This window comes from Micromonospora sp. A202 (assembly GCF_006715105.1).
GTDB lineage: Bacteria > Actinomycetota > Actinomycetes > Mycobacteriales > Micromonosporaceae > Micromonospora > Micromonospora zamorensis.
In genome coordinates this window covers 3736397-3756028 of the sequence record NZ_VFMP01000001.1, presented here as the reverse complement: position 1 = coordinate 3756028, position 19632 = coordinate 3736397, and the positions used below count along the sequence as shown (strand labels likewise).

The following is a 19632-nucleotide window of genomic DNA, read 5'->3' as shown; positions in this document are numbered from 1 at the left end:
CGACGGTGCCGGCGGGCAGGGGGCCGCGCCAGTCCGGGGCGACGTCGGTCGTGGCGGGCTTCGTGGCACGCCGACCGCCACCCGGGTTTTTGTTACCCACATATTGATAATTGGCCATTTGAGGGGCTAATTCTGGCGGGGCCGAAAGCAATCACATCCTTGAATAGCATTCCCCTGATCCCTGGTCGTTACACATAGACGGAGGTGTCAGTGGGACACAGCAGACGATTGCGTTCGAGTCTTGCCGCGGTGGTCGCGGCACTGGTCGCCGTGCCGGTGGCGCTGGTCGCCACGCCCGCGTCGGCGGAAGGTAGACACCTTTGGGAGGTGGAGGTCGCCAAGATCCCCACCGCCGATTACACCAGCGACGCTCAGGTCTACATCACCGAGTCGACTCAGGCCCTGCGGCCGTACGTGGGGGACGGGCTGGGCGACAGCCGGATCGACCCGGTGCTGGCGGACGTCGGCAGCCGGTACTTCGACGGCGCCCGGCTCAAGAGCGCCGGCGACGGCGCGGCGGCGTTCGACAACCTCAAGCACCTGGAGGCGTTCCTCAAGAGTCGGCTCACCGGCGCCAGCCCGCCCAACGGCGAGGCCGAGCAGGCCCATGTGGTCGCGCTGGTGGAGACCCTGTCGGGGGCCCGCCTCCTGGCGGACGCGGCGATCCAGGACGCCGAGGCGACCATCGGCCCGTTCCGGGCCAGCCCACCACCCGCGCCCGCTCCGGTGGGGCTGACCGAAGCGTTCGCGGATCTGGCTGCGGCGAAGGTGAACCTGGCCAAGGCCGACGACATGCTGGTCAAGGCCAATCCGGTGCCGGCGACGATCCAGTCGGCGGACGCCTGGGCCAACGGCTTCAAGGTGCTGACCCGCCTCGGCATCACCTACGGCGGCGACCACGACTCCGACGGCGTGGTCGACGTGGTCGAGCTGCGCTTCGGGTCCAGCCCGCTGCTGGTCGACTCCGACGGCGACGGCCTGACCGACAAGTTCGAGATCACCAAGCTCGCCGGCTGGACCATGCCGGGCCGGTCCGACACCGACGGTGACGGGACGAACGACGGCGCCGAGGACGTCGACGGCGACGGGCTGTCCAACCTGCGCGAGCAGGAGCTGGGCACTTCGCCGACCGAGGCGGACTCCGACGGCGACGGCCTCGGCGACGGGGCCGAGGTGGCCCAGGGCCGCAACCCGCTGGTGGCGGACAACCCGCCGCCGCCAGTCAGCGGGCCGGCCGACCCGGTGCAGACCACGCCGACCGACACCGACACCGACGGTGACGGCATCGCGGACACCACGGAGACCGACGACAGCGAGACCAACCCCGCGAACCCGGACAGCGACGGCGACGGTCTGAGCGACGGGGCGGAGATCAACGAGCACCTGACGAACCCGCTCAGCGCCGACAGCGACGGGGACGGTCTCGCCGACGGGTACGAACTCGCGCACGCCGAGGACCAGGGCCTGGATCCGCTGATCCCGGACGAGCGGGTCAGCAAGTGGACGTACGTGACCGATTTCGTGGTCGGCCTGATCGCCGGGGACTTCTCACCGCGGGACTCGATGGCGTGGCTGTCGGGCTACCTGTGCTCCGGCGGGCTGAGCCTGATCCCGGTGGTCGGTTGGGTGCTCGGCGGCCTGGCGGACCTGCGCGACACCGTCGCCGGGATCATCCACCAGGACTGGGTCGGCGCCGGGTTGAGCATCCTGGGCCTGGTCCCGTACGCCGGTGACGCGGTGGCGATCCCGGGCAAGGCCGCGAAGTTCGTCGCGCGGTACCTGCACCGGCTCGACAAGGTGATCCACTTTGTCGCCAAGTACGACAAGATCTCCGACAGCGTCAAGACGCTGACCATCCGTGCCATTCTGCTCGGCAACTACGGCCGGCTCACCGACGCGGGCTTCGCCGACGACATCATCCTGCGGATGGCCCGCCGGGCCGACAACAGCCTCGGGCGGCTGGCGGACGCGTTGACCAGCGCGGTGACGCCGCCGCCATCGCCGACGCCGTGGCTGCGGGGGGCGCCCGCTGGCGAGGACTACTTCGCCGACGTGGTGATGGCGGGGGTGCCGGGCGTGCGCAATCACGCCGGGCGGATCGCCACCCCGGGCGTACCCAGGCCGGGGTCGGCACGGGAGCCGGACTTCCTGGAGACCGGCCCGCCGCGCAAGCTGCACGAGGTGAAGACGGGTAAGCCGTACCCTGGGCACTACCTGAAGCAGTGCGAACAGGACCGGCACCTGCTCGACACGGCGCAGGTGGCCGAGGCGACGTGGCACTTCCTGCCGCACGCCAACGGCTCGCTGGACATCCCGCAGGATCTCCTCGACTGCCTGCGCACCAAGCGCATCCCGTACAAGATCTATCCCTCGAACGGCTCGTTCTGGCCCTGATCCCGTCCGTGTGGGGGCCTGGTGGCGACACCGGGCCCCCCTTACCTGATAGTGAGAACCATGAGTTGGTGGCAACGGTCCCGCCCTGGCTATGCGGTCGACGGTGTCGAGCCGCAGCGCGTCGACGGCTGGGACGTCTTCGACGGTGACGCGCTGGCCGGGTCATCCGCGGTGGCTGAGGCCGCCGCGCGCCTGCCGCAGGACCCGGCACTGGAGGACCTGCCGGGCTATCTGGCCGTCTCCACAAAGGACGGCCGGGAGTGGACGCTCAGCTTCGACGACGGGAAGCTGGCCGTCTTCGGCCTGTCCCGCCCGGGCAACGACCTCTTCGAGCAGGCGATGACGGCCGCCCCATGGACCGAGTCGGTCGAACGCGTCGACCGCGAGGTTTTCCTGTTCACCACGGCCGGGGTGCGGACGGCCGACGTCGTGCTGGCGCATTGCGTCGACGTGTGTGGTGAGATCTTCCGCCAGCTCGGCGCATAGTTCCCAGCAACAGCGCGCACGACAAAGCGCCCGTCTCCGTGTCGGGGACGGGCGCTCTGTCGTGCCGGGTTGGTCAGCCGACCACCGACCGCAGAGGCACCTTGGCATCGCGGAGCGCGCGTACCAGATCGCTCGCGAATGGGTGCTCGTCGACCTGGAGGCCCTGCGGGTTGGGGATCACGACGTACGCCGAGCCGTCCTTCGCGGACGCCTTGGCGTCCGTGGTGAAGCGTTCGACGATCGCCTCAGCGCGCGGCAGGTCCGCCGCCGCCACCTGGATGGTGATCGGCCGCCAACCGCCGCCCAGGTCCGGCGTGACCGGCGCGGCGGCGGCGCTGGCGCGCGCCGGGTCGACCCCGGCGGAACGCCGGGCGTCCGAGGCGCCCGCCGGGTAGAGCAGCGCGTTGGCGACCAGGTGCAGACCATTCTCGTTGTACGCCCGGAAGAGCGGATTGAACGCGAACAGCACCGCCCGGCCGGCACCGGTCGGCTCGTCGACCACTGCCGCCGTGCCCCTCAGGGCATCCTCGCCGACGGTGTAGCCGTTGGCCCAGAACGTGTCACCCGTCGGGTAGCTGAGCACGTTCGTCCCGGTGGTGCTCGGGTTGAGGATCGGGTCGCTGTTGTTGAACTCGAAGTCCTCCGCCGGGCGGCCCAGCGCGACCGGGCTGTCGGTGTCGACGTCGACCCGCAGGTGCGAGCCGATCACCAGGTAGTCGGCCGGTTTGGTCTTCTCGGTGGTGGAGGTGAGCCCGGCCGCGCGGGCCACCCGTGTGCCCTCGTTGCGCAGCCCGAGGTAGGTGTGGCCCTGGGCGATCCAGTCGCGCAGGTTGGCCTGCCCGGTCGCGGTCAGACCGCCGGTCGCGCTGCTGCCATCAGGGACCAGCAGCACGGTACGCCCGGTGAACGCCTCGGTGTTGTCGTTGATGTCGGCAGTGGTGACCGGCGTGAGGTCGAGCCCCCACCGCTTGCCGAGCACGTACCGGGCCTCGCCGTGCGAACCCGAGGTGGTGGAGATGCCGGTGCCCTGGAAGAGCCCGACGTCGGGCAGGGCCAGGCTTGTGCCGGTGGGCCGCCCGCCCGGGGTGAGGGTCACCCCGAACGACTCGGCCAGCTCGTCCACGGTGCGGCTCAGCTTGGTCGCCGGTATGGCGACGCGGCTGGTCTTCAGGTCACGGACGAGCGGAACGCCGCGACCGAGCAGGCGGAAGGTGAACTCCGCGGCGGCGGCCGAGTCGAGCGGGTACGTGTACGAACCCCACGGCCACGCGAGCGGGCCCCGGCCGCCGGAGATCTCCCGGACCAGCTCGGCCTTCGGTCGGACGTTGTCGCCGGTGTAGATGGTGGAGACGCCCATCAGCAGTGGGTTGCTCCAGGACGACACGTCGTAGAAGTAGGGGAACGGAACGTACGGGTCCTCGCCCATGATGGCCTGGATCCAGTGCTTCTGCGGCTGGTCCATCGGGATCCAGTACGCGCCCTTGGGCACTGTCACGTTCGTGGCGGTCCGTCCGCCGAAGACCCGCGCGGTGGGCACCCGGGTCGGCTTCTGCACCTCGTACACCTCGACGTCCATCCGGCGCAGCCGCTCGACGAGCTGCCGGACGTCGGCGAGCTGCCGGTCCGGCAGCAGGAAGTACGAGCGGATCTTGATGTCCGGCACGGGGAACTGGACCTCGTTGGTGGGCTGCACCACCTCGTTCGGCTCCAGGGTGCCCGCCCTGCCCTGGGCGAGCGCATCGGTCCAGATGTTGAAGTAGCCGCTGAGCACCTCGCGCTTGTTCGCGGCGGCCCAGCCCAGCGTCGACCACTGGGTGTGGAACTGCTGCTGGACCCGGTCGGCGACCGCCGACGCGCTGCCCTTCTCGTACGTCATGCCGGCCGCACCGAAACCGGTGGTGGGCACTGTGTCGCCGTAGCCCATGAAGAACATGTCGTACGTGTCGTAGTTGAAGTAGCACTCGGTGGTGACGGTGTCGTCGCAGGCTCCGTTGAAGCCGAAGCCGGCCTTGTTGGCCTCGCCGATCCGGTTGATCCAGTCCACCGCCTCGCCGGCGATCTCGTGGTGGATCGGGTCCGCGTTCGGCGGGAAGAAGTACTGCCGGCCACCCATCTCGTGCGCGTCGATGAACACCTGCGGCGGGTAGCGGCGCAGCAGTTCGAGCTTGCCGTCGGTCTCCTGCTGGGTGCGGGCGAACCAGTCCCGGTTCATGTCGAAGCCGAACTCGTTCTGCCGACGCGTCGCGTCGCGGCCGTCCGGGTTCTGGGTCGGAACGATGATGGTGACCAGGTTGTCGTTGCGCCGGGCGACCTCGCAGGACAGGCCCGCCGCCAACTCGTACAGCGTCTTGAGCGCCGCGTCGGTGCCGCTCTTCTCACCGCCGTGCACGTTCGCGGTGACCCAGACGATGGCCGGGCTGTCCTTCGCCGTCCGGTCGGCCGTCCGCGCGCTGGTCCGGCGCGGGTCGCGCAGGTCCCGTACGTCGTCGGCGATCTTCCGCAGGGCGGACGGCCGCACGTGGCGTTCGTTGGACACCACCGCGTACGGCAGCGGCTGGCCGAGCACGCTGGTGGCCATCACTCCGGTGACGACCCGGTTGGAGGCGCTGTCCACAGCCCCGAGGTACGTCCGCACCTCGTCGTTGGTGACGACCCGCTCCTGTCCCGCGCCGAGGGGGAAGCCGAGCACGGTCTCCGGGGCGGGCACGGTGCTCAGCCGGGAGGTCGGGTCGTTGCTGCAGGGGGAGGGTCGGGTGGGGCTCGCGGTCGCCGTGCCGCTGAGCAGGGGAGCCATGCCGAGCAGGAGCGCGATCGTGGCGGCACCCGCCAGCCGCTTCGGAGGGACCGTCCAGAACGGACGCGACGATGGGGCCATGTCTCGGGTTCCCTTCCTGGGGAAAGCCTCGCAGTGGCCGGAGCCTATGAACCGCCGATGCGCAGGTCAAGCTCCGATCGACTTCGGTGACTGCACGGGATGCTCGCGCCGGGGCCGGCTGGCAGGATGGAGGGGTGGGGTCCACCTCGCCCGGAAGGAGGAGACAGTGCCGGCGTCTCTGGAGATGATCACGCTCTCGGTCTTCCCGGATCTTCCGTCCGCCGATGCTCGGCGTTCGCTGACGTCCTGGTTGCGCGCGGAGGACCGGCTGCGCGACGAGGTGACCACAACCTCGTCGGCGGGCGACACCGAGGTGCTGCGGGTGGTGGCCGACGACGCTGGCACCGTCATGGTGCTGGTGCAGGCGATCGCCGGCTGGCTGACCCATCGCCGCGACGACGTCACGGTCCAGCTCAGTCGTCCGGACGGCTGGTCGGCCGAGCTGGACGTGCACCGGGCTCGGGACATGGACGAGGTCACCGCGCTCATCGAGGCCGCCGTGCGCGCGGTTTCCCCCGGACAGGGCGCGCCGCCCGCGACCAGTTGATCACGGGCGGCGCGTCGCGGGTACGCCTACCAGGTGGTCAGGCCGAGGCCGATCGTTTTGGTCAGCGTGGCGTTGTCGTCGTCGCCGTCCAGCGACCAGATCATCGCTCCGGCCAGGCCGGCACGGCGGATGTAGAGCGTCTTCTGCAACACGACCGCCGGGTCGTCGTACGTCCAGAACGTCGTACCGTCGAACAGCCAGGCGTGCCCGGCGCGGAGGTCGCGGTGCACGGTGTAGCCGTTGCCGGCCAGGGTCTTGAGCTTCTTGTAGTCCTCGTAGCCGGCCTCGAAGGTGGCCGGCGCGGGCCCGGTGGCCGGCTGGAAGAGGCCGTTGCCGCCTCCGGTGACACCGGTCCAACCCCGACCGTAGTACGGGATGCCGAGCACGAGCTTGTCGCGCGGCGCCCCGCGGGCGATCCAGCTGTCGATGGCCACCTCGACGGAGAAGTCCGGGTTGTCCGGCGATCCCGCCGGTACGCGCAGCGCCGACTGCTGGTTGGCCACTGCCTCCCAGCCGCCGTGGAAGTCGTACCCCTGCACGGTGGCGAAGTCCAGGTACTTGAAGATCTTGCGGCCCTCGTAGCCGGCGTCCATGGTGGCCGGGTTGGCCGGCAGGAAGGCGGTCAGCGGGTGGTGCGTCCGGGTGGTGCGCCCGTACGTGTCGAGTTGCCGGCGGAACTCGGCGAGCAGCTTGGTGAAGTTCTCCCGGTCCTCCAGGCGGATGACGTTGCCGGGCTCACCCTCCCAGTTGGGCCACTCCCAGTCGAGGTCGATGCCGTCGAAGACGCCGGCCCCGGCACCCGGGCCGCCGGCGGCGCCGTCCCCGCCGGGCAGGTTGCCCTTCAGGTAGAGGTCGATGCAGGACGCGACGAACGCCTTGCGGGAGGCGTCGGTGCGGGCGGCGTTCGAGAAGTACGTCGACCAGCTCCAGCCACCCAGCGAGATCAGCACCTTCAGTTTGGGGTGCTTGGCCTTCAGCTTGGCGAGCTGGCCGAAGTTGCCGCTGAGGGCCTGGCCAGGGGCGTCCGCGACGCCGTCGACGCTCTCCTCGGCGGGGACGGGTCGCTGGTAGTCGGCCCAGGCGTCGCCCTCGCCCGGCCCGCCGTCCACGTAGCAGCGTCCGTCCTCGCTGACGTTGCCGAAGGCGTAGTTGACGTGGGTGAGGCGGCTCGCCGCCCCGGACGTGTCGAGCTTCTTGACCGGGAAGGCCCGACCGTAGATGCCCCACTGGGTGAAGTAGCCGACCCGGTGGTAACCGGTGCGGCGCTGCTGGTTGTCGCCCGCGCTGGCGGCGCTGGGCGGGGCGGCGGTGAACAGCAGGGCCGCCAGTGTGACGACGGCCGTGAGACGGCGGTGGCGGAATGGTCGCATCGGCACACTCCCACGAGGCATCAAGCAGAATTAGTAAAGAGACTTATTTGATTGATGAAGTTAAGCCGATCACAGTCCGGGGTCAAGAGCGTCCAGCCACATGGGGGATTGTTGCGGCGTTACCCGGTGGTAACGATGTTGTGCCATGGACTCCGCCCTGACTCTGATCGGCCTGCCCATCGCCCTCGGCATCATCATGCTCGGTCTGGGTCTCGGACTGACCATCGCGGACTTTCGCCGGGTGGCCCAGCACCCGCGAGCCGCCGTCATCGCCCTGGTGTGCCAGGTGCTGGTGCTGCCGGCGCTCTGCTTCTGCCTCGTCCTCGCGTTCGGCCTGGCGCCGGAACTGGCCGTCGGCATGATGCTGCTGGCCGCCTCGCCGGGCGGCACGACGGCCAACCTCTACAGCCACCTGTTCGGCGGCCACGTGGCCCTGAACATCACCCTGACCGCCATCAACTCGGTGCTCGCCGTGTTCACCCTGCCGATCCTGGTCAACCTGTCGGCGGCGTACTTCCTGCCCGACGGCAGGAACATCGGGTTGCAGTTCGACAAGGTGGTGCAGGTCTTCGCCATCGTGCTCGTCCCGGTCGCGATCGGCATGCTGATCCGGGCCCGGCTGCCGCACGTCGCCGAGCGTCTGAACCGGCCGGTCCGGATCCTCTCCGTCGTCGTGCTCGTCGCGGTGATCGCCGGGGCCGTGCTCGGCGAACGGGAGAACATCGCCGACTACTTCGTCTCGGTCGGCCTGGCCGTGCTCGCGTTCAACCTGCTGAGCCTCGCCATCGGGTACGGGGTGCCGCGGCTCGCCGGTGTCGAGCGGAGCGCCGCGACGGCAGCCGGGTTCGAGATCGGCATCCACAACAGCACCCTGGCCATCACTATCGCGCTCAGCCCGGCGTTGCTCAACAGCACGCAGATGGCGATCCCGGGCGCCGTCTACGGCATCGTCATGTTCTTCACCGCGGCGGCCTTCGGCTACCTGGTGACCCGCGTCGGCGCCCGGCCCGCCACCGTGCAGCCCTGACGGGTGCCGCCAGCCCGGCCGGCGGTGCCGCCGGCCGGGCTGATGCTGGTCAGCCGACCTGGTCGTTGTCCTTGAGGGAGCCCCAACCGTGCCAGCGGTCGATCTCGATCAGGGCGCTGACCCGGGCGCGCTCCCGCCGGGGGTACGCATTGCCGGTGTAGTGCTGCGACAACCGGTCGATGTCGGCCAGGTCCTCGTCGGCCCGCAGCTCGACGACGTGCCCGATGATGCTGACGTGGGTGTACCAGCCGGCCTCGTCGAGCACGGTCAGGGACACCCGCGGGTCGTTGCGGACGTGTTCCAGCCGGCGGCGGCTCTCGTCCATGTTCACCAGGATCCGGCCGTCCTCCCACAGGTACCAGGTGGCAGCGGACACCGGCTGACCGGTCGCCTGCAGGGTGGTCATGACGGCCGGATTCGGCTTCTGCAGCATGGCGATCGCGGGCTCGGGCAGCGGTGGCTTGGACATGAAGTCTCTCCTCGTCGCGTCAGGGTTACCCCTGCACGTTACGCACCCTCCGTCCCGGTCACCGTGGGATGTGATCGCTCAACTGGCGTACATCATCGTGGCGGGGAACTCGCCGCTGGACCGCCACGCCTTGACGATCTTTACGGTGATCGCGCCGGCGGCCGAGTTGAATTCGCCGTCGTCGACACCTGCTTCAAGGGTTCTGGGATCGATCGTGAGAACCCGGTCGAACCTGTCCTCGAACCCGAATTCATAGCGGACCTCATCCGCGGTGGCCTCGATCCGCCTCGCGGTCACCATCATTCCCATCGCGCTGACTCCCAAAGTTGTACCGTGATGCCGCCTGGTCGAGGTCCGCGCAGGTCCGCTCGTGCGGCAGCAGCGGTCGGACCACCAGGCGTACCCGGTGTCCCTCAGCCTGCCATCGGGTCTCGCCGCGCGCCGCGCCGGCTTCGGCCAGCAGCGGTGCCAGCGTCGCGCCGTCGACCACGTGGCAGGGACGCTGGGGTGTGCTCCACCCGCGTGCGGGGTGCCGCGCCACGCCGGAGAAGATGTCGTCATGAGCAATCCCGCACTGCCCAGGCGTGTTGTCGTCACCGGGGCCACCGGCAAGCTCGGCCGTGCCGTCGTCTCCCACCTGCGCGCCGTGGGCGTCGACGTGCTCGCGGTCGACCGCGCCGGAGGCCGCGACCCCCGCGACGTGGCCGGCGAGTTCCTCCAGGTCGACCTGACCGACTACGGGCAGGTGGTGGAGGCGCTCACCGGAGGCGCCGACGAACACGCTGGCGGCGTCGACGCGGTCGTGCACCTGGCGGCGGTCCCGGCCCCCGGGCTGATGCCGAACGCGACCACGTTCGCCAACAACTCCGCCGCCACGTACAACGTCTTCGCCGCGGCCAGGGCGGCCGGGATCAGGCGGGTCGTCTGGGCGTCCAGCGAGACGGTCCTCGGGCTGCCGTTCGACACCCCACCGCCGTACGCGCCGGTCGACGAGGAGTACGCGCCGCGCCCCGAGTCGACGTACTCGTTGAACAAGGCCCTTGAGGAGGAGATGGCGCGGCACTTCTGCCGCTGGGACCCGGAGCTGGTCATGGTGGGCCTGCGCTTCTCCAACGTGATGGACGTCGAGGACTACGCCCCGTTCCCCTCCTTCGACGCCGACCCGCTGCTGCGGCGGTGGAACCTGTGGGGCTACATCGACGCCCGGGACGGAGCCCAGGCGGTCGAGCGGGCCCTCGCCCACGACCAGCCCGGCGCCGACGTGTTCATCATCGCCAACGCCGACACCGTCATGACCAGGTCCAGCGCCAGCCTGATGGCCGAGGTCTACCCGGGCGTCGAGATCCGCAAGGAGCTGGGCGAGCACGAGACCCTGCTCAGCATCGACAAGGCCCGCCGGGTGCTGGGCTGCGAGCCGCAGCACTCCTGGCGAGACCACGTGGATCAGCTCTAGGTCAGCGAGCCGCCTGGTAGGCGCGGCCGACAGCGGTCGCCTCGCTGCCCGTGCGGAAGAGCCCGGTCTGATCCTTGTCCGTTGCCGGCAGGCCGAACCACGCGTACCGCTGAAGCCAGGACAGGCCGCCCAGCATCCGGGTCGCCGCGGTGAGGAACGCGGCCTGCTGTGCCTGGGTCGGGAAGCGAACGCCGTTGGAGAAGTCGATCAGGGCGAACTCGGTGAGCCAGACGGGCAGCTTGTAGCGGTCGTGCACCGCCTGGAGATACGACCTGAGCTGGTTGACGGCGTTGGCGGTGGTGAAGTCGCCGCCGTACCAGTGCAGGGCGATGAAGTCGACGCGGTACCCGCGCTGCTTCGCGCCGGCCATGAAGCGGTCGAGCCATTCGCCCGGCCGGTCACCGCCCCAGGCCACGGCGGGGCTGCCCAGCGGAAGGCCGGTCGCCTCCAGTTGCGGCCACAGCTCCAACGCCTGCTCCACGGTCATCTCCGCCTGACCCTTCAGGTCCGGCTCGTTGAACCCGAGCAGGTAACTGCCGTTCTTTCTGGCCTGTTGCAGGTTGGTGGCGGTGACGCTCTTCGCCCCCCAGATCATCGGGACGAACTCGGCGCCCTTCGGGCTGGTGACGCCCGGGTGGGCCACGTCCCAGGTGTAGTACCAGCTCGCCCCGGAGCTGGCCAGCGCCGGGTTGACGCCGTCGAAGGTCCACACCCCGACACCCTTGCGCTTCGAGGTCACCACGGGTGCCGCCGGGGCGACCGTACGCCCGGTCGTCGGCTTCGCCGTCGGCGTCAGAGTCGGGGACGGGGTCGCTCCCGTCGGGCTCGGCGTGGCGACCGGCGTGGTCGCGGTGGCGGAGCTGGACGCCGGGTTGGCGCCCAGCGGCTCGTCGACGGCCTGCGGGGCTGCCGCGGGAGCGGGCGTCGGCCCGGTCGGTTGGATCACGACGATCACCCCGGTCACCAGAAGGACGACCACGGCGGCCACGGCGAGCGGCCACAGCAGACGCCTCGCGCCGGTCGGGAGGCGGCCGGACAACCCGCGTCGGGGGTCCGCGTGGACGCCCCGATTCCCGTTCGCGGCGCCCGCTCCACCCTGACCTGTTGCGCGCATCGTCTCGACTCCTCCGTGTGGTCGCATCGCCGTCCGATGCCGTGGCGGCGGCGGATCTTGCCACCACCTTCCCCTCAGGAGACTGGACGCCCGTACCGGGATAACAGTTTCTGCCCGGGTGAGCGGCGGGCCAGATCCGCCATCTACCGCGTAATCGGCCAGAAGATGGATAAAGTACGCGTAACTGGATCACGCGGTCGGTGAGGGGGCTCGGGGGCGATGGCAAAGGGTCGGATCGCCGAGCACCGCCATCACCTCGGCCCGCCCGTGTCGGCGGCCCTGGCCGGCTGAGCTGTCCCGCCGTCCGTGTTGACGCGCATCGGGTCCCGTGGGCTCGGGGACAGCAGGAGCCCGAACTCGGCGACCGTCCTGGAACTGCTGTTCGACATCGTGTACGTCTTCGCGTTGGCCCGTCTCGCCGGGCGGGTCGCGGACGACCTGACCATCGTCCGGCACACGCTGCTGTCCGAGGCGGGCCAGACGGTGCTGTTCTTCACGGCGATGTGGATGATCTGGTCGCTCAACGCCCTGCTGGCGAGCACCTACGACCCTCGACGCCCCGATCTCCAAGTCGTCCTGCTGGCCACGATGTTCGGCACGCTGGTGCTGGCCGTCACGTTGCCGCAGGCCTTCGGCCAGCGCGGCGTCGTCTTCGCCTGCACCTACGTCGTCATCCAGGTCGGCCGACCGCTGTTCCTGTCGTTCGCCCTGCGGGGCCACCCGGTGCACGCGTTCGCGCTCCGGGTGCTGACCTGGCACCTGGTCACCAGCGTGCTCTGGATCAGTGGCGGCATCAGCGGCGGTCTCGGTCGAGGCATCTTCTGGACCATCGCGCTCGCCATCGAGATGATCGGCGCCGCCACCACCTACCCCCTTCCCCGCATGGGCGGGAGACAGCTCAACAGCATGGGGGTCACCGTCTCGGAGGCGCATCTCGCCGAGCGGTACAACCAGTTCTTCATGATCGCTCTCGCCGAGGTGGTGCTCGAAGCCGGCGCCGCGGTCAGCTTTCCGGGCTTCTCGACCGATGGGACCATCGTCCTCGTCGCCTCGTTCGTGGCGGTGGTCTCGTTCTGGCGGATCTACTTCTACCACGTCAGGTCCGGCCATGCCTCGACCCCGAGCGGGGAGGGGGTCCAGCTGTCGCCGTGGGCGAGCTACAGCCTGTTGTTGATCGTCGGTGGCATCATCTGCACCGCCGTCGGCTTCGGGCAGGTCATCGAGGATCCGCACCCGCCGATCGACTGGGCTCTGGTGGTCATCATCTTCGGCGGCCCGGTGCTGTTCCTGATCGGGCGCAGCAGCCTGGAGCGGGCGAGCAGAACCACGCCGCGGTGTCGGGTGCTGTACGTCGGTGCGGTGACGCTGGCCTTGGCGGCGGTACCGATGGTGTTTCTCCCGCCGGTCGCCGTGGCGGCCCTCGCAGCGGTGATCCTGGCCGGCATCGCCGTCTTCGACCAGCGGGCCCACAAGCGAGGGCCGGAAACCAACCCGACTCTGTGACAACCCGTTGCGGGCCGGCGACCGATCGGCGTATGTTCTTCCGGCACGCCGTCGAGCCGGGAGGAGGTCAGAACAATGTCCGATGTTCTGCGCCCCCTCCGCGCTCCGGCGTCCGCGCGGATCTGATCCGGGGCGCTCGCTTCCCGGAGGACCACGCCATGACTGATCTGGTCATCCGTCCGCTCGTCGCGGGCGAGGAAAACCTGTTCGACTCCATGCCTGATCCGCTGCCCCAACTGCGCCAGGTCGGCTACGCCGACGGGGTCGCCGGTGGCGGCTATCGGCCCGAGACCACCTGGGTCGCCCTGCGCGACGGCCGGGTGGTCGGCCGGGCCGCCTGGCTCCTCCCACCGGGCGCCGTCGGCGCACCCTGGCTGGACCGGTTCGATCTGGACGCCGAGCCCGAGGTCGGCGCCGAACTGCTGCACGCCGCCCACCAGGCGCTGGGCGGTCCCGGCCTGTACTACGCCGCGCTGCCGGCACACTGGCGGCGCCGCCCCGAGGTGCGGGCCGTGGTGGAGGCACCGATGGCCGCGGCCCGGCTCGCCGGCCTGGTCGAGCGGGGGGAGCGGCTCCGATGCTCCTGGACGGGCACACCCCTGCCGGCGTCCTCCGGACGGTACGAATTCCGTCCGCCGCTCGACGCGACGGAGGTCAACGCCCTGGTCGCCAGGATCGACGAGCCGGACGTGCTGACCGGCGTCGAGATCGCACGGGTGGTCAGCGGCGTCGACCTCTCCACCGACCCTCTGGGCTGGCTGGGGGACGGAGTGGAGGGATGGCGCGTCGCACTGGACGCCGGAGAGCCGGTGGGTCTGGTCGGCACCGCCGGGGACGCCTGCTATCCGCTCCTCGTCTACCTCGGCCTGCTCGACGAGGCGGCCCGGCCAGAACTGCTGGTCGAGGCGGTCCGGCTGCTGGCCGCCGGCGGCGCCCGGGAGGTCATCGCCGACGTGGACGCGCGTCGGGTGGCGGTGCTGGCCGAGCTGGAACGGACCGGGTTCCGGCAGTTGCGCACCAGGGTCGTCTTCGCGCCGGCGGACCAGCAGGAATAGCGGATGGGGGTGCGCCCTGTCACCGGGGTGCACCCCCGCACCGGCGCCGACCGCTGGCCCTGTCAGCATCGGGGCATGCTCATCGTCGGCGTACTGGCGCTGGTCGTGGCGGCCGTCGCCGCGCTCTGTCTGTGGCGGTCGCTGCGCCGTGAGCTCTCGGTCGCACCGGCGCGGCCGCTCGACTTCGACACCGCCGTCCGTGCCGCCGAGGCCGTCATCGCCGCCGAGGCGGCTGACCCGGAGGTCCGGCCGGAGTCGCACGGCCGTCTCCTGAGCCACGGCTCCCGCACCGGCAGGGCCGTGTTGCTGCTGCACGGATACACCCTCGCGCCCGACCAGTACGACGAACTGGCCGAGGAGTTCTTCGACCGCGGCTACAACGTCTGGGTTCCGCGCGCCCCGCAGCACGGCACCGTCGACCTGCGGGCCCACCACCGGGTCCAGGCCGACGAGCTGACGACGTACGCCGCGCAGGCGTTGGCCGTCGCCGAGGGCCTGGGAGACGAGGTGGGCGTCGTGGGGATCTCCGGTGGTGCCGTCCTGGCCGCCTGGCTGGCCCAGGTGCCGGGCACCGTCGTACGGCGTCTGCTGTTGCTGTCGCCGTTCTTCGGCCCGGACCGTCGGCAGACGCCGGCCTTCGCGGTCCGACCGCTCATCATGTTGTACGGGCGCAGCATCCTCCCGGACCGTGTCACGTCGCGCGGTTACTCCCTCGCCGCCGTCACCCAGTACCTGAGCATCGCGCGTACTCTGCCGAAGCCGCCACGACGGACCGGTCTGCGGACCGCGGCCGTCGCGATCAGCCCCCTCGACGGCGTGGTCGACCTCGGTGCGGCGGAGCGCGTGCCGCGCCGGATCGCCGACGCGAACGCGATTCCGCTCCAGGTCTGCACCCTGCCGGAGGCGTTGGGCGTCGGCCACAACACCCTCAACCTCACCGCGCTCGGCGCCGACGGGCCCGAGCTGCGCCGGCTGTACATCGCGCTCTACGAGGGGGAGCCGCTCCCCGGACCGTTCCCCTACCGGGTGGGCGGGGTGGCGCCGTTGAACACCGGCGGGGCGTAACCGGCCGGCTTGTCGCCGATGCCGAGGCCGGGGCTCACCACCCAGGACTGGTACTGCGGGGTGAACATGCTGTAGACCAGCCCGAGGTTCGGGGCGCTCGCCTCGTCGAGTCGCCGACGGGCGTCCGCCGGGATCTCGAAGTCGAGCGCGCCGAAGTTGCTGGCGAGCTGTTCGGGGCTGCTCGCCCCGACGACCACCGAGGCGACGGCGGGTTGGGTGGCCACCCAGTTGATCGCCACCTGCGCCATGCTGCGCCCGAGATCGGCGGCCACGCTCTCCAGCGCCTCGATCACCTGCCAGTCGCCGGGGCTGATCTCCCGACCCGCTGCGTCGGGGTTGGTCAACCGGCCGGTGCCGCTCATGCCCTCGCTGGTCCGGCGGTACTTGCCGCTGAGCAGGCCGCCACCGATCGGGCTCCACGCGGTGACACCCATTCCCAGGGTCTGGGCCATCGTCACGAACTCCGCCTCGATGTGCCGGGTGACCAGGGAGTACGGCAGCTGCACGTTGATCATCGGGGCCAGACCGTGTGCCTCGGCGTAGCTCTGCGCCCGGGCCGCGTACCAGGCCGGTACGTCGGAGAGCCCGGCGTACCGGATCTTGCCGGCCCGCACCAGGTCGTCGAAGGTGTGCACGACCTCCTCGACCGGGGTGATCCGGTCCCAGGTGTGCAGCAGGTACAGGTCGATGTAGTCGGTGCCGAGTCGGCGCAGCGAGGCCTCCACCGCCCGCGTGATGTGCTTGCGACCGTTGCCGCTGGCATTCGGGTCGGTCGGGTCGACGGTGTTGGTGGCCTTGCTGGTGAGCACGAGCCGTTCGCGGACGCCGGCCCGGTCGATCAGGCGGCCGAGGATCTTCTCGCTCTCGCCGGCGGTGTAGAAGTCTGCCGTGTCGATGAAGTTGCCCCCCGACTCCAGGTACTGACGGAAGATCGGCTCCGCCTCCTCCTCGGTCTTGCCGTAGGCGGCATGGAACCCGTCGACGCCGAAGTTCATGGTGCCCAGCGCCAGCCGGCTCACCCGCAGCCCGGACCGCCCGAGCAGGTAGTAGTGGTTCATCGTTGCGTCCTCTCGATCGCGCGTCGGCCCCGAGCGGGCCGTCCCAGACCTTTGCTCGGCAAAAATGGACCTGCAAGTCCAAAGTCCGCGCTAGCGTTGGACCGGCAGGTACGGACGCAGATCGGTGACGGGGGTCTCATGACACGGGCGTTGACCCGCAAGGGCGAGGCCACCCGGGCGCGGATCGTCGCAGGCGCGGCCGCCGAGATCCGCGAGCGCGGCGTCGACGAGGTACGCCTCGAAGACGTGATGGCCCACACCAGCACCAGCAAGGGACAGCTGTTCCACTACTTCCCCGGCGGCAAGGAAGACCTGCTGCTCGCGGTGGCCCAGCACGAGGCCGATCAGGTGCTCATCGACCAGGAGCCGATGCTCAGCAACCTGACGTCCTGGTCGGCCTGGCTGGCGTGGCGTGACCGGCTCATCGAGCGCTACCTCGCGCAGGGCGTGAAGTGCCCGCTCAACGGGCTGCTCGGTCAGACCGGCCGACGCGCGCCGGGCGCGCAGGCGATCGTGACCGGGCTGATGTGGCGCTGGCAGGCGGCGATCACCGAGGGCATCCGCCATATGCAGTCGACCGGGGACATCGGCCCGGACGTGGACGCCGACCGTGCCTCCGCGGCGCTGCTGGCCGGAATTCAGGGCGGCGTCCTGCTGCTGCTCTCCACCGGGAAGATCGATCACCTCGAGGCGGCTCTCGACCTCACCATCGACTCGCTTCGGGCCAGCGCCCGGGCGAGCGGAGAGCAGGAAAGGCGCGACAATGAATGACGACCGACCACCGTTGGTGCTGCTGCACGGCCTCACCTACGACCGGCGACAGTGGGACCCGGTCCGGCGCGAGCTCGCGGCGATCGACCCCGACCGGCAGATCCTCGCCCTCGATCTGCCCGGTCACGGCGACGCACCACGTCGGGAGTCCTACCGGATGGCGGAGGTCGCCGAGGTCCTGCACGACCAGGTGACCGGGGCCAGCCTCGCGCAGCCGATCGTGGTGGGACATTCGGTCGGCGCGGTGGTCGCCACGACGTACGCGGCCCGCTATCCGGTGCGCGGCGTGGTGAATCTGGACCAGATCCTGCTGCCCGGCCCCTTCGGTGTGGCCGTACGCCAGGCGGAGTCGACACTGCGCGGCCCGGACTGGCGGCGGGTGTGGGACGGCATGCTGGCCGGGATGGGCATCGAGTCGTTGCCGGCCGAGGCCCGCCAGATCGTGACCACCGCGACCGATCCCCGGCCGGACCTGCTGCTGGGCTACTGGGGTGAGATCCTGCGCGGCTCCGACGAGGACATCGCCGCCGAGCGCCACAGTGATCTGCGGTCCATCGGTGAGCGCGGGATTCCCTACCGCTGGGTGACCTCGTCCGAGCCGCCACCCCGTTATCTGACCTGGCTGACGGAGACCCTGCCGGAGGTCGTGGTGACCGTGCTGCCCGGTAGCCACTTCCCGCACCTGGCGGAGCCAGCGACGATCGCCCGGCTGCTGGCCGCCGGCTGAGAGGACGATCGGCGTGGCGGTCTACGGGGTCAACCGATCGAGTCGGGCGAGCTCTGCGTCGCCGGCCCGGACCACCTCCGCGGCCAACGCGGTCGTCGCCGGATACACGCCGTTCCGCTGCTCCGCGGCGGCGACCCGCACCGCCTGTTGCAGGTGCGCACGTACGTGCTGACCTGCCAATCGTTCGAACGCGACACCGGTCACCGACCGCAACGTCGTCAACTCCTGCTCGGTGACCATGCCCGGCATGTCGTGGCCCTCGTGCGGGTTGGTCGCCGGAGCGCCGGACTCGGCGAGCAGCCGTCGGGCGGTGCTCAGGTCGGCGCGGTGCGCCGTGCCGAGCCGGGCGGCGAAGGTCTGCCACCCGGGATCGGTGGTCCGACCCGGCACCATGTCCAGCACCGGCAGTAGGCGTTCGTTCATCGCCACCGTCAGCTGAAGCCACGCGATGTCGGTGGGACTGAACAGGCTGGCCGAGCCGCTGGGCGAGGCCGAGCCGGACTGGCTGGCAGCCGAGGGCGCGACGGTCGACGGTGCGGTCGTGGTCGGTGATCCGGTGGCGCAGGCCGTGACGAGCAGCGCCGCGAGGAACAGGGACATGGACGCGCTCACGAGGGCTCGCATCCGGCCTCCTCTCGCCCCCGAACGGCGGGCCCGGCGTGACCGGACCCGCCTCCGTGGTGGGAGCCTGTCGGCTCAGATCGGTCGGCCGTCGTGACCGCACTTGATGACGGGACGAATGCAGTCCTGGACCCGACGGGCCATCTCCGCGACCGGCCAGGCGTTGAAGAAGTCACCGTGCATGGTGTAGCCCGGCCCGGAGGCGAGCCGGATCCGCGAGGGGTCGCCGGTGACCGGGTATCGCAGCACCTGCCGCAGCTTGGGCACGTGCACCGGGTGGGTGCTCGGGCAGGCCTGGTTCACCGGGTACGCCAGGTGGCTCTTGTGGTCCGGCGAGTCCAGGTCGCGGCCGTTCCAGCACTGCGGGAAGTCCAGGTACGACTCCAGCATCGTGCCGGACGGGCAGTTGACGAAGTCCTTCGACGGAGGCACGTGCCCGGCGTGCAGGCACGACCACCGGGCGATGCTGTCGTTCGAGCCGGTGGCCTTCGCGTTGCCGGCGACGAGTCGCAGCCCGAGCGGGAACGGCTGGGTGTTCGCGACGACGTCGGAGCGTACGCCCTCGCCCAGGTAGTAGAACGTGGCGATCGCCGGCTCCACCGGCACGTTGTCGCGGTACAGGGTCGGCACCCAGTAGGACGAGACGTCCACCCGCGGGTTGCAGGTGCTGGGGGAGTTGACCAGGTCAGGGAGGGTGGTGTTGGCGTTCGTCACCGTGGCGCCGAAGAAGCTGTGCATGTGCGAGGCCCCGGGCAGCCCCGGGAAGATGATCGGGTCGTCCGGCAGCCGGTGGCTGTAGCTGCAGTCGGCGGGGAACTCGGCAACCCGGATGGCGTTGGCGACCGGGGCGGCGTCGGCCCGCTCGGTGGTGGAGGCGACGTACGTGCCGAGTAGCACCAGCAGTGCGCCGATCGCCGTGGCGAGGCGCAGCCGGCGGTGGGTGCCGGAGAGGGGTGCGGCCCTGTCCATCGTGTGACTCCTGTCGGGGGGACGGGTCAGGGAAAGCTCCGGTGCCGCCGCCGAAGACATCGGAGATTGCCCTGGCCAGACTGGTGGTGGCCGGTTTGAGGCCGTGCGAGAGAGCGCTCTCAGCAGGT

The 19632-nt window shown here is 70.4% G+C and carries 18 protein-coding genes; 10 read left to right on the top strand and 8 right to left on the bottom strand.

The features are described from left to right. The first annotated feature begins 210 nt into the window (after window positions 1-210). Both FBZ33_RS17485 and FBZ33_RS17480 read left to right on the top strand, forming a co-directional pair. Complete coding sequence (locus FBZ33_RS17485) at window positions 211-2394, top strand: hypothetical protein (RefSeq protein WP_141909891.1); 2184 nt, start codon at window positions 211-213, stop codon at window positions 2392-2394. 60 nt (window positions 2395-2454) lie between these two features. Further along, window positions 2455-2880 (top strand): hypothetical protein, encoded by a 426-nt coding sequence (locus FBZ33_RS17480; protein ID WP_088948771.1) that lies wholly within the window; start codon window positions 2455-2457, stop codon window positions 2878-2880. Window positions 2881-2953: 73 nt separating this feature from the next. Here FBZ33_RS17480 and FBZ33_RS17475 read toward each other — a convergent pair whose 3' ends face one another. Beyond that, window positions 2954-5755, bottom strand: a complete 2802-nt coding sequence (locus FBZ33_RS17475) for a M14 family zinc carboxypeptidase (protein WP_141909890.1) — start codon at window positions 5753-5755, stop codon at window positions 2954-2956. Window positions 5756-5921: 166 nt separating this feature from the next. On the opposite strand from FBZ33_RS17475, the gene FBZ33_RS17470 reads away from it, so the two are divergent. Further along, entirely contained in the window at window positions 5922-6302 is a 381-nt protein-coding gene (locus tag FBZ33_RS17470; protein WP_088948769.1) for a hypothetical protein, read from the top strand. A gap of 26 nt (window positions 6303-6328) precedes the next feature. Here the strand turns inward: FBZ33_RS17470 and FBZ33_RS17465 are convergent, their stop codons facing one another. Beyond that, window positions 6329-7672 carry a glycoside hydrolase family 18 protein gene (locus tag FBZ33_RS17465; RefSeq protein ID WP_141909889.1) on the bottom strand — a complete coding sequence of 448 codons (1344 nt, stop codon included), beginning with the start codon at window positions 7670-7672 and terminating at the stop codon, window positions 6329-6331. A gap of 145 nt (window positions 7673-7817) precedes the next feature. On the opposite strand from FBZ33_RS17465, the gene FBZ33_RS17460 reads away from it, so the two are divergent. Then, window positions 7818-8699, top strand: a complete 882-nt coding sequence (locus FBZ33_RS17460; RefSeq protein WP_141909888.1) for a bile acid:sodium symporter family protein — start codon at window positions 7818-7820, stop codon at window positions 8697-8699. A gap of 49 nt (window positions 8700-8748) precedes the next feature. On the opposite strand, the gene FBZ33_RS17455 is transcribed toward FBZ33_RS17460, so the two are convergent. After that, window positions 8749-9168, bottom strand: coding sequence for a PPOX class F420-dependent oxidoreductase (locus FBZ33_RS17455; protein WP_088948766.1), 420 nt, complete (start codon window positions 9166-9168; stop codon window positions 8749-8751). Between the two features lie 78 nt (window positions 9169-9246). Next, window positions 9247-9492, bottom strand: a complete 246-nt coding sequence (locus FBZ33_RS17450) for a hypothetical protein (protein ID WP_255508922.1) — start codon at window positions 9490-9492, stop codon at window positions 9247-9249. Between the two features lie 235 nt (window positions 9493-9727). Between FBZ33_RS17450 and FBZ33_RS17445 the strand changes: the two genes are divergently transcribed. Continuing rightward, window positions 9728-10621 (top strand): NAD(P)-dependent oxidoreductase, encoded by an 894-nt coding sequence (locus FBZ33_RS17445; protein ID WP_141909887.1) that lies wholly within the window; start codon window positions 9728-9730, stop codon window positions 10619-10621. A 1-nt stretch (window position 10622) separates the two neighbouring features. On the opposite strand, the gene FBZ33_RS17440 is transcribed toward FBZ33_RS17445, so the two are convergent. After that, window positions 10623-11735, bottom strand: a complete 1113-nt coding sequence (locus tag FBZ33_RS17440) for a glycoside hydrolase family protein (RefSeq protein ID WP_255508921.1) — start codon at window positions 11733-11735, stop codon at window positions 10623-10625. 306 nt (window positions 11736-12041) lie between these two features. On the opposite strand from FBZ33_RS17440, the gene FBZ33_RS17435 reads away from it, so the two are divergent. The 3 genes from FBZ33_RS17435 to FBZ33_RS17425 all read left to right on the top strand — a co-directional run bounded on the left by FBZ33_RS17435 (window position 12042) and on the right by FBZ33_RS17425 (window position 15358). Continuing rightward, window positions 12042-13238, top strand: a complete 1197-nt coding sequence (locus FBZ33_RS17435) for a low temperature requirement protein A (protein ID WP_141909885.1) — start codon at window positions 12042-12044, stop codon at window positions 13236-13238. Window positions 13239-13396: 158 nt separating this feature from the next. After that, window positions 13397-14293 carry an acetyltransferase gene (locus tag FBZ33_RS17430; protein WP_141909884.1) on the top strand — a complete coding sequence of 299 codons (897 nt, stop codon included), beginning with the start codon at window positions 13397-13399 and terminating at the stop codon, window positions 14291-14293. A 3-nt stretch (window positions 14294-14296) separates the two neighbouring features. Further along, window positions 14297-15358 carry a carboxylesterase gene (locus tag FBZ33_RS17425; protein ID WP_141909883.1) on the top strand — a complete coding sequence of 354 codons (1062 nt, stop codon included), beginning with the start codon at window positions 14297-14299 and terminating at the stop codon, window positions 15356-15358. Here FBZ33_RS17425 and FBZ33_RS17420 read toward each other — a convergent pair. After that, window positions 15313-16416 carry an aldo/keto reductase gene (locus FBZ33_RS17420; RefSeq protein ID WP_141909882.1) on the bottom strand — a complete coding sequence of 368 codons (1104 nt, stop codon included), beginning with the start codon at window positions 16414-16416 and terminating at the stop codon, window positions 15313-15315. The genes FBZ33_RS17425 and FBZ33_RS17420 overlap by 46 nt on opposite strands. 138 nt (window positions 16417-16554) lie before the next feature. On the opposite strand from FBZ33_RS17420, the gene FBZ33_RS17415 reads away from it, so the two are divergent. Together FBZ33_RS17415 and FBZ33_RS17410 are read left to right on the top strand one after the other, a co-directional pair. Beyond that, the gene (locus FBZ33_RS17415; RefSeq protein ID WP_141909881.1) at window positions 16555-17187 is read left to right on the top strand and encodes a TetR/AcrR family transcriptional regulator; all 633 of its coding nucleotides are present in this window, start codon (window positions 16555-16557) and stop codon (window positions 17185-17187) included. After that, window positions 17180-17914, top strand: a complete 735-nt coding sequence (locus FBZ33_RS17410; RefSeq protein ID WP_141909880.1) for an alpha/beta fold hydrolase — start codon at window positions 17180-17182, stop codon at window positions 17912-17914. The genes FBZ33_RS17415 and FBZ33_RS17410 overlap by 8 nt, the downstream gene beginning before the upstream one ends. Window positions 17915-17935: 21 nt before the next feature. On the opposite strand, the gene FBZ33_RS17405 is transcribed toward FBZ33_RS17410, so the two are convergent. After that, entirely contained in the window at window positions 17936-18538 is a 603-nt protein-coding gene (locus FBZ33_RS17405; RefSeq protein WP_141909879.1) for a DUF305 domain-containing protein, read from the bottom strand. Between the two features lie 72 nt (window positions 18539-18610). After that, window positions 18611-19504: a DUF1996 domain-containing protein gene (locus tag FBZ33_RS17400; protein ID WP_141909878.1), complete on the bottom strand. Its 894-nt coding sequence runs from the start codon at window positions 19502-19504 to the stop codon at window positions 18611-18613. Window positions 19505-19632: the final 128 nt, after the last annotated feature.

Excerpts from the sequence above, each read along its gene's own strand:
- FBZ33_RS17480 (WP_088948771.1), top strand. The coding sequence starts at position 2,455 with ATGAGTTGGTGGCAACGGTCCCGCCCTGGCTATGCGGTCGACGGTGTC.
- FBZ33_RS17475 (WP_141909890.1), bottom strand. The coding sequence starts at position 5,755 with ATGGCCCCATCGTCGCGTCCGTTCTGGACGGTCCCTCCGAAGCGGCTG.
- FBZ33_RS17465 (WP_141909889.1), bottom strand. The coding sequence starts at position 7,672 with ATGCGACCATTCCGCCACCGCCGTCTCACGGCCGTCGTCACACTGGCG.
- FBZ33_RS17460 (WP_141909888.1), top strand. The coding sequence starts at position 7,818 with ATGGACTCCGCCCTGACTCTGATCGGCCTGCCCATCGCCCTCGGCATC.
- FBZ33_RS17455 (WP_088948766.1), bottom strand. The coding sequence starts at position 9,168 with ATGTCCAAGCCACCGCTGCCCGAGCCCGCGATCGCCATGCTGCAGAAG.
- FBZ33_RS17445 (WP_141909887.1), top strand. The coding sequence starts at position 9,728 with ATGAGCAATCCCGCACTGCCCAGGCGTGTTGTCGTCACCGGGGCCACC.
- FBZ33_RS17440 (WP_255508921.1), bottom strand. The coding sequence starts at position 11,735 with ATGCGCGCAACAGGTCAGGGTGGAGCGGGCGCCGCGAACGGGAATCGG.
- FBZ33_RS17430 (WP_141909884.1), top strand. The coding sequence starts at position 13,397 with ATGACTGATCTGGTCATCCGTCCGCTCGTCGCGGGCGAGGAAAACCTG.
- FBZ33_RS17425 (WP_141909883.1), top strand. The coding sequence starts at position 14,297 with ATGGGGGTGCGCCCTGTCACCGGGGTGCACCCCCGCACCGGCGCCGAC.
- FBZ33_RS17420 (WP_141909882.1), bottom strand. The coding sequence starts at position 16,416 with ATGAACCACTACTACCTGCTCGGGCGGTCCGGGCTGCGGGTGAGCCGG.
- FBZ33_RS17415 (WP_141909881.1), top strand. The coding sequence starts at position 16,555 with ATGACACGGGCGTTGACCCGCAAGGGCGAGGCCACCCGGGCGCGGATC.
- FBZ33_RS17410 (WP_141909880.1), top strand. The coding sequence starts at position 17,180 with ATGAATGACGACCGACCACCGTTGGTGCTGCTGCACGGCCTCACCTAC.
- FBZ33_RS17405 (WP_141909879.1), bottom strand. The coding sequence starts at position 18,538 with ATGCGAGCCCTCGTGAGCGCGTCCATGTCCCTGTTCCTCGCGGCGCTG.
- FBZ33_RS17400 (WP_141909878.1), bottom strand. The coding sequence starts at position 19,504 with ATGGACAGGGCCGCACCCCTCTCCGGCACCCACCGCCGGCTGCGCCTC.